General features: G+C 47.3%; 7 protein-coding genes. 5 read left to right on the top strand and 2 right to left on the bottom strand.

Annotated features, from left to right (window positions below; translation table 11 throughout):
• From ABGY95_RS08055 to ABGY95_RS08040, 4 genes are all read left to right on the top strand, one after another.
• On the top strand, nucleotides 1-2,605 hold a 2,605-nt coding region (locus ABGY95_RS08055; RefSeq protein WP_347441172.1), incomplete at its 5' end, for a valine--tRNA ligase.
• A gap of 85 nt (nucleotides 2,606-2,690) precedes the next feature.
• The gene (locus ABGY95_RS08050; RefSeq protein ID WP_347441171.1) at nucleotides 2,691-3,698 is read left to right on the top strand and encodes a DUF4332 domain-containing protein; all 1,008 of its coding nucleotides are present in this window, start codon (nucleotides 2,691-2,693) and stop codon (nucleotides 3,696-3,698) included.
• Between the two features lie 105 nt (nucleotides 3,699-3,803).
• The gene (locus tag ABGY95_RS08045; RefSeq protein ID WP_347441170.1) at nucleotides 3,804-4,487 is read left to right on the top strand and encodes a hypothetical protein; all 684 of its coding nucleotides are present in this window, start codon (nucleotides 3,804-3,806) and stop codon (nucleotides 4,485-4,487) included.
• 3 nt (nucleotides 4,488-4,490) lie between these two features.
• Complete coding sequence (locus ABGY95_RS08040) at nucleotides 4,491-5,888, top strand: hypothetical protein (RefSeq protein WP_347441169.1); 1,398 nt, start codon at nucleotides 4,491-4,493, stop codon at nucleotides 5,886-5,888.
• Nucleotides 5,889-5,933: 45 nt separating this feature from the next.
• Here ABGY95_RS08040 and ABGY95_RS08035 read toward each other — a convergent pair whose 3' ends face one another.
• Entirely contained in the window at nucleotides 5,934-7,112 is a 1,179-nt protein-coding gene (locus tag ABGY95_RS08035) for a KamA family radical SAM protein (RefSeq protein ID WP_347441168.1), read from the bottom strand.
• A gap of 117 nt (nucleotides 7,113-7,229) precedes the next feature.
• On the opposite strand from ABGY95_RS08035, the gene ABGY95_RS08030 reads away from it, so the two are divergent.
• Nucleotides 7,230-7,883, top strand: a complete 654-nt coding sequence (locus ABGY95_RS08030) for a hypothetical protein (RefSeq protein ID WP_347441167.1) — start codon at nucleotides 7,230-7,232, stop codon at nucleotides 7,881-7,883.
• A gap of 9 nt (nucleotides 7,884-7,892) precedes the next feature.
• Here ABGY95_RS08030 and ABGY95_RS08025 read toward each other — a convergent pair.
• Nucleotides 7,893-8,585 (bottom strand): squalene/phytoene synthase family protein (locus tag ABGY95_RS08025; RefSeq protein ID WP_347441166.1); only part of this gene is annotated, 693 nt, incomplete at its 5' end.

The raw sequence follows: 8,585 nt of genomic DNA, 5'->3' as shown, positions 1-8,585 counted from the left end.
AGCAAATAAATGCTTCCAAGCTGATGAGAATTCTTCAAAAGAAGCCTATTCTATCGTCATCCCACCACCGAATGTGACAGGGATTCTCCACATCGGACACGTACTGAATAACTCTATCCAAGACATCCTTGCGCGTCGTGCACGCCAGCAGGGTAAGGAAGTGCTTTGGCTTCCAGGCACTGACCACGCAGGCATCGCTACTCAGACGAAGGTGGAGAAGAAGGTGCGCGAAGAAGAAGGAACCACTCGCCACGAGCTTGGCAGAGAGGAATTCCTCAAGCGCGTGTGGGACTGGAAAGACGAGCATGGCGGTATCATCATCGAGCAACTCAAACGCCTTGGTTGTTCATGCGACTGGGACCGTGAGCGCTTCACGATGGATGAAGATTACTCGGCACAAGTTTCTAAAGTTTTCGTAGACCTCTTCAACGAGGGACTCATTTACCGAGGCAAGCGCATGGTGAACTGGTGTCCAAAATCACTCACCGCACTTTCTGACGAAGAGGTGATCATGAAACCTAAGGTTTCTAAGCTCTACTTTATGAAGTATGAGCTGGTAGATTCTCCGGGTGAGTTCCTCGAGATTTCAACAACGCGTCCAGAGACTCTCATGGGGGACATCGCAGTTGCGGTGAACCCAACTGACGAGCGCTTCCAGAAGTTCGTCGGCCGCAAGGTGCGCCGTCCATTCCCGGCTGCTGAGATCGAAATCATTGCTGACGACCACGTTGACGTGGAGTTCGGAACTGGTTGTCTTAAAATTACTCCAGCGCACGACAAGGCTGACTTCGAAATCGGCGAACGCCACAACCTCGAGATCATCGATGTTCTTCACGCTGACGGCACAATCAATTGCCCAGAAGTTCCTGAGCTAGACGGTCTCGATCGATTCCAAGCGCGTCGCAAGGCCGCGGCAATGCTCGAAGAGATGGGGCTTCTGATCAAGGTTGAAGAATACGAGAACAACGTAGGCTTCTCCGAGCGTGCAGACGTAGTGATCGAGCCGCGCATTTCTATGCAGTGGTTCCTCAAATACCCAGCAGTGGGCGAAGCGACAGACGCAGTCAACGATGGCGACATCACATTCCGACCAAAGCGTTGGGAAAGCACCTATAATAACTGGATGGGTAACCTTCAGGACTGGTGCATCAGTCGCCAGCTCTGGTGGGGACACCAGATCCCGGTTTGGTATAAGAAAGATAAAGCATTTGACCTTAAAGAAGCAGAATCTCTCGATGTGAATGATCTCGCAGCAGGCGACATCTACGTCGGCACGACTCCTCCGCAAGACGGTGATAACTGGGTGCGTGACGAAGACGTGATGGACACATGGTTTAGCTCATGGCTCTGGCCATTCGCTACAATGGACGAGTCGACTAAGGCTAAATTCTACCCGACTGCTGACCTCGTTACTGGTCCAGATATCATCTTCTTCTGGGTGGCTCGCATGATCATGGCTGGCTACAGATTTGCTGACCAACTTCCGTTCAAGAACGTGTTCTTCACCTCTATCGTACGTGATAGCCAAGGACGCAAGATGTCCAAATCACTCGGAAACTCACCAGACCCACTTGAGCTGATGGACAAGTTTGGTGCTGACGGCCTCCGCTTTGGTTTGATGAGAATCGCTCCAACTGGCACAGATATTAAGTTCGACGAAGACACAATTTCCGAAGGCAGAAACTTTGCCAACAAGCTCTACAATGCTTGCCGATTCCGTCAAATGCAGGGCGCGGGCATGATTGCGCTCGATGGGTTTGATATGCTCGATTCACATCATATCGATATCCTTGCGAAGCTTGATAAGCTAGATTTGAATCTCGATGAAGCATACGAGAATTATCGCTTCAACGATGTGACTGGCAACCTTTACGAGTTCTTCTGGACTGAGTATTGTGACAAGTTCCTCGAGGCTATTAAGTTTGATTTCAGATCTGGCGACGAGTCAGCCAAGGTGCGGACCTTGGCTGTGATCGACACAGTACTTGCCCGTTTCCTTGCGCACCTGCACCCGCTGATGCCACACATCACTGAGGAGCTTACAGCTAAGATGGGCTACCTCCCAGCGGGGCAATTCGTGATGAGTTCTACGATCAATAAGACTCCAATTCTTGCAGGAATTTCGGGAGAGAAAATTGCTGAAGGCCAGCAGATTGCTACATCTTTATACGAGACCGCTGGCCGCCTGCGTAATCTTAAGTCCGAGTACAACCTAGCTTCTAGTAAGGATGTTAAATTTGTTCTGAAGCCCGTCGCGGACTGGGTTGGAAGAGAATGCGACACCCTTGCTACTCTAGCTGGAGCTAAAGAGATTCAGCTTCAGGCTGACTACGATGCACCACAAGGGACACCTGCTGCGGTTACTGGATTCGGCGAAGTTTACATGCCATTAGATGGACTCGTGGACCTCGATGCCGAAAAAGCGCGTCTCGACAAAGAAATAGCTAAGATCGAAAAAGAAGTTGAGAAAGCTGAAAAGAAGCTAAGCAATCCAAACTTCATTGAGCGTGCAAAGCCCGAGGTTGTGGCAGTTGAGCGTGCCCGTCTAGCTGAATGGGAAGGTAAGCTTGAGCAACTGCATAGTATGCGTGAAGCTCTAGTTTAGCTGATTAATTTTGAACAACCCCATTTCCGTGCTTGCTGTGCAAATGGGGTTGCCTCTATCTCTCATAGTAGTTGATTTATAAAATATGCAGGATTTGTTAGAAGTTGAAGGTGTCGATAGTGTTACTTGCTCATTACTTGAAGCAGCAGGGTACACGAATGTCGCATCCTTGACCTCTAATAAAGCAGATGTGATCCATACAGAGTTGGTGAAGGCCAATAAAATGCTAAACATCATGGAGCAAGAGCCTAGCCTTGAGCAGGTGAAAACTTGGTGTGGAACGCAGGTCGAGAAGGTTGAAGCAGCGAGTATCGCTGAGCCTAAATTTGAACTTGAGCACGATGGCGTACCCGCGATCAGATGCCAATTCCCGATAGCAATTTCCTTATCGGAGGATTTTGTGGAAAATCATAGAATTGAGCTAGCTCAGCTTCCCCAGGTTATAAGGGGTTTAGGTCAAACTAGAGAAATGAAGGAGCAGCTTGAGTTGTCAGAAGAGAAAGATCTTCCAGAATCTCTAGATAAGAAATTGAAAGCTCTGGCTGTCAAACGTGTGCAAGCTGGGAGGTTTAATGTCGATGCTACTAAGCTAAAGTCGATAGATGACTATCGGACGAATGGCAGTGCCGTTACCCCACATGAAAAGCCCAATGACGATAATAACGTAAGAGAGGCGAAGTCTGGAACCAATGAGGGGGTTGATCCAAATTCCGAGTGGTACATAAGGGGCGTGTTGCACAACGATGCCCAAAGAACGTATTTAGGAGCCTGGGGACAGATTGTTGCATGTGTTCTGTTAGTGTGTTCAATAGCACCGATCGTTTATATCCTTATAGAACCTGAGCAGTACATTTGGGGCTGTTTGACGCCGGTGTTGCTCTTTTTGGTGCTAACAGTTTATGCGCTTATTGCGCGTAAAAGTTCTTGTCCAGTATGTCGTCAACGTCAGTTTGTGCCTAAGGCTTGTAGAAAGCACGTGAAGGCGCATAGTTGGCCATTACTTGGCAGTATGCTGCCAACAGCATTTCACCTTGTAATGTATAAGTGGTTCCGATGCATTTTTTGCGGAACCTCAATTCGTGTGAAAGAGTAGTTAGGAGTATGGTCTCAACTCGATGCCTTCAGTGTGACGCCTAGTGTTACCAATATTCGAGATCGCTTCTTGCTTTGCTAAGCCTGCTTCAATAGAGTGCTCGGCATGGATCGCAGAGGATTTTCATTGCCCAAAACCATCATAGCTATCGTAGTGCTAGTGGCGCTCACTAGTATGACTGCTCATACCGTTATGTCTTGGGTGCCAAGGAATTTACAGAATGTCGACGGCACTGGTCCTGTCGAGGAGGGAACTAAAATTCCAGACCTAGCTGAGCGACTTAATGATGCTATCGAGAATGCTTACGAAGTGACAATCACAGAGGAAGAGTTGAATAGATATATTTCCTCAAAATTGGAGCTCACCCAGTCATCTATAGTTGATGACTATGTCAAGATCACAGGTGTTTATGTCGATCTGAAACCAAACTTAATCGATGTCAGTATTGAGCGTGAATTTGACGTGCCTAATAATCAACAGGCAGATGGATCCAAGAAAGTTGGTTTCATGCCATTCTCTCAGACTGTGTCTATGCAGATCGAATTGCTTACTGTAGATTCTGATGATGGCGGAAAATCACGTAAGTTAAGCTTTCCAGGTGGAAATTTCGGTAAATCACCAGCACCAGGCCTGCTTGTCACAGTGGTGAAATCAAGCTTTGATGTTATCGCCGAGAGGTTCTCTAAAGAGATTAAGTCTGGCTATGAGGAGATGACGAGTGTGATTATCGGTGACGGAGTCATTACTTTGGATCCCCGACCAGTGGTTATTCAACAACGACGCCCATAGCAGGTGAAACATTTGCCTTTAGACCTAAAGGTCGCAGCTGTATCCATAGCGCTGCTAGCCGGCTCGACTCATGCTCAGGAGTTGCCTGGCAGGGTAGGGGAGGACTTGGAGCCCAGACGTGTTATTGATTCTTCAACGAATAAAATTCAGAAGATTGTCGTTCGAGGGAAAAGGACTAAGCTTCGGATGGCTATCAGCTCGATAGCTAACTCGATGGCTAAAGAATTACAAATTCTGTTAGGTGAGGAAGAAACTTACGCTGGTGAGCGTGAGATTTATATCGAAATGTTAGAAGGTGAGGGGGGGGAGACGGATATTCAGGTGATGCCTAGTGTGAGGCCCTTCGAAGACTCAGATCTAATAATTAAGCTTTTAGTCAAAGCAAACGCGAAGCTTGATCGTGATGTTTTAGGCCACGGAATTATTGATGTACTGCTTTATCGTAGAGGTCTAGAAGGGCGTAACACGCTGAATGAGGCTCAGTCCGTTCAGGTTCCAGTTTGGTTAAGTCATGGAATAATTGAAGCAATGGCTTGGAAAAAAGATAGTTCTCAAAGGAGGGTTTATGAGCATCTATTGTCTAAGCCTGACCTGTTTCCATTAGATAAAGTATTAGATACAACTGTGCGCGACCTTGGAGAGTTTGATATGATAAACAGAACTTTCTTTAGAGCTGCTTCTTGCTCGCTTGTGATGTCTTTGTTGAGGCAAGACGGTGGACAGGAATCTATGCTTGGATTTCTCTCTGAAGTCGTCTTGTTTGAAGGGGAAATAGATATTCTTTTGCGTAAGTATTTTCCATCATTGAGTATTGGTGCCAATGCTATGCAGAAAACTTGGAGTTTGCAGATTGCTGAAATGGCCGCCCCCAAATTAGTAGAAATCCTAAATATTACGAAGTCTGATCAAAGGCTAACAGAGCTTCTGATGCTCAATGTGTCCGACGAAAATGGTGATGCAAAGTTGATTCCGTTCGATGATTTCAGAGTATTGGATGGAATGGAAGTGTCACAAAAAGTCCAAGCTACGGAGTCAATGCGACAGGGGGTGGTGCAGCTATCTAATCGTTGTCACCCTATGTATCGGCCGCTCTTGTTAGAGTATGCCTTGTTGGCGGCTGAGTTGTGTCAAGGTGAACTCCAAAATCTCACTGATCGTCTACCTTTGTTAGCCGATGAAAGAGTGAAGATGCTGATAGCGGATGAAAGGTGCCGTGATTATCTAGACTGGTACCAGATAACCCGCGCTTATGAGGTGACTGGTGATTTCTCTGGTTACATGAAGCTCAAGGAGCGTTTGGCAACTGAGCGGGAGGAGCGCAAAGACGTGGTGATTGACCCATATTTAGACAGAGTTCAAGCATTGATGAGCGGAGAGTCCGAGGCAGCTTACAAAAAATAGTAGAAAGCCTATTTTTCAGAGCTGTTTATAGCAGCTAAATCACTACTACTCTAAAAATGCAGGCGAGTTATTGGGTTCTGGATAGAGAAATTCTTTGCCTTCATAATTTCGGAGTACCACCTGATTGTCTGTGTGATTAACGACATAGTTAGGGTTCACTGGAATCTTTCCGCCACCGCCAGGGCCGTCAATGACGTACTGTGGAATGGCATAGCCAGTCGTATGGCCGCGAAGACCTTCTATGATCTCTAAACCTTTAGTTACGCTTGTGCGGAGGTGGGATGAACCTTCTATTAGGTCGCATTGGTAAAGGTAATATGGTTTAACTCGGCACATAAGCAACTTGTGTACCAGCGCCTTTTGAGTGTCCACGTTGTCATTCACGCCTTTGAGTAAAACAGATTGGTTCCCTAGAGGTATACCTGCTTCCGCTAATCTGATGAGGCCTTTTTGGACTTCGCTAGTGAGTTCCTTGGGGTGATTTGTGTGTATCGAGATGAAGAGTGGGTGATGCTTCTTCAGCATGTCACAGAGCTCCTGAGTGATGCGCTGGGGGAGGAATACTGGGATGCGTGAGCCGATTCGAATAAATTGAATATGCGGGATTTGGCGCAGGCGCGTGAGGATTTTATCCAGTTTGGCTGTGTTGAAGAGTAGAGGATCACCGCCGGAGAGTAGGACGTCGCGCACAGTTGGTGTGTTTGCTAAGTACTCGTAAGCTGCTTCATATTGAGTTTCTAATTGTTGTTCCCCAACACCTGAAACGACACGTGAGCGGGTGCAGTATCTACAGTAAGAAGCACAACGATCTGTCACGAGGAAGAGCACGCGATCTGGGTAGCGGTGAACTAGGCCTGGCACAGGCATGTGTGAGTCTTCTCCACACGGGTCTGAAAGTTCGGAGGCGTCGTCCCACGTCTCTTCAATCCTTGGTATGATTTGTCGACGAATAGGGCAACTAGGATCGTCCTTATCCACCAAGTTCATGAAGTGTGGAGTAATAGACATGGCGAGCTTGTTGCCAGAAAGTAGAATGCCCGAGCGCTCCTCACGAGTTAGATTGATTCTTTCTTCAATCGCTTCGAGCGAGTTGATGCGGTTCCGGAGCTGCCACTTATAGTCACTCCAGCGTTCCAGCGCTTCAGCTGGCCAATAGCCAGGTGCGTGGGAGTTTATCTGCATTGCTTTATTGTATTGCTCGTTGGTCATGTGCTCTGGTAGCATACTTGTAATTACTGAGATGTCAAAACGCAGAATCTATTCCTAAGGAATAAATTTCAGTTAAATTAACTAGTTTTTTGTGTGGAATTCCTAATGAGATAAGGAGAGCTTTTTGAAGATATGTTTTCCGACGCCTTTAGAGATTTAACCAAGCCCAATGTACTTAATATTATAGAGGTTATAAAAAAGTCGCAGGGCATGACGGTCACGCAGCTCTCAAAAGCCGTTGAACTCAGCTATATGGGAGCAAAACAACAGTGCGAAAAATTAGAAGCGTTGGGGTATTTGAAAACTTGGCGTGTCCCTCGCAAGTCCGCTGGTAGACCTGAGAAATTGTATATTTTGACGGAGAAATGCAGCACGCTCTTCCCGCAAGCTGGAGTGGAACTATCACTCAATGTGATGGAGGGAGTGAAACGATTTTTTGGTGACTCAGCGCCGGAAAAAATATTGTTCCACCACTACGAACAACAACGTAGTAAGTGGGCTGCGCACGTCAGTCGCGGGAAATCAATAGTGGAGAAGGCGACAAGGCTTGTAGAATTACGTGAGAAATCAGGCGTGTTTTGCCAGTGCCACTACACGCGTGAAGTGGGATTTCGTATAGAAGAGTACCACCATCCAATGCAGGCAATTTTCGAGAAGTTTCCATCTGCAATCAAGCAGGAAGTGCGGATGATGGAGCAGTTGCTGGGAACTAAGGTGGTTCGCACACGAGTAGCTCAAGAAAAAAGTGGGGCGCTGGTGGTTTATAAGATCGGAGTGCTCGGTTAGTTTGGTGTGCTACAGTCCGAGCTGGGAACTGATAAGGTGGAGCAGCTTTTTCGGCTTTGAGAGCGAGTAGCGTTGGTGGAAGACTTGGAAGTCATCTTTACGCATTTTTTTGAGTATACCGTGATAGATTTTGCGCATACCTTCTGCTGCGCGGAGGCGGCGTTTGTCACTCTCCGGGAGGTTGTCCACTGCTTCTTGGTAGTATGCCTCGGCTCGGTCTGCTAGGTAGTTCATCATAGCAACGAAGCGGTGGTCGTGAACTTTAGCTATAAGGTCGCTCTCGCTGTATTCAAAGCGCTCAATGTCTTCGATGGGTAGGTAGATGCGGACGTTGTCATCAAGGTCTTCCCCTACATCGCGAAGGATATTCGTAATCTGTAGGGCGTGCCCGAGAGCTATGGCGTATTTCTTTGATTGTTCACTGGTACACCCAAATATTTCAATAGATATGAGACCAACGCAGCTGGCTACCCTGTAGGTGTAGTCTTTGAGTTCGCTCCAATTGGAAAATCGCCGGTTTGGGTGGAGGTCGGATTCACAGCCATCTATCAAGTCGAGAAAGAGTTGTCTGTCGATTTGGTAGCGAGCTTGAAGTTGGAGAGCCTCTTTCTGCAGTGGGGTTTCGGCTTTGCCGCTCTCCTGGAAGCACTGAATCCATGAGTCTAGACCAGCTCGTTTCTCAGCCATTGGAATATCTGGCTC

The organism is Rubritalea sp., from assembly GCF_039830215.1.
Lineage (GTDB): Bacteria > Verrucomicrobiota > Verrucomicrobiia > Verrucomicrobiales > Akkermansiaceae > Rubritalea.
The sequence above is the reverse complement of the archived record's forward strand: the minus strand, read 5'-3'. Positions and strand labels throughout refer to the sequence as shown.

What these genes read in the sequence shown, in the direction of transcription:
- ABGY95_RS08050 (WP_347441171.1), top strand. Translation starts at nt 2,691, where the DNA reads ATGCAGGATTTGTTAGAAGTTGAAGGTGTCGATAGTGTTACTTGCTCA.
- ABGY95_RS08045 (WP_347441170.1), top strand. Translation starts at nt 3,804, where the DNA reads ATGGATCGCAGAGGATTTTCATTGCCCAAAACCATCATAGCTATCGTA.
- ABGY95_RS08035 (WP_347441168.1), bottom strand. Translation starts at nt 7,112, where the DNA reads ATGCTACCAGAGCACATGACCAACGAGCAATACAATAAAGCAATGCAG.
- ABGY95_RS08030 (WP_347441167.1), top strand. Translation starts at nt 7,230, where the DNA reads ATGTTTTCCGACGCCTTTAGAGATTTAACCAAGCCCAATGTACTTAAT.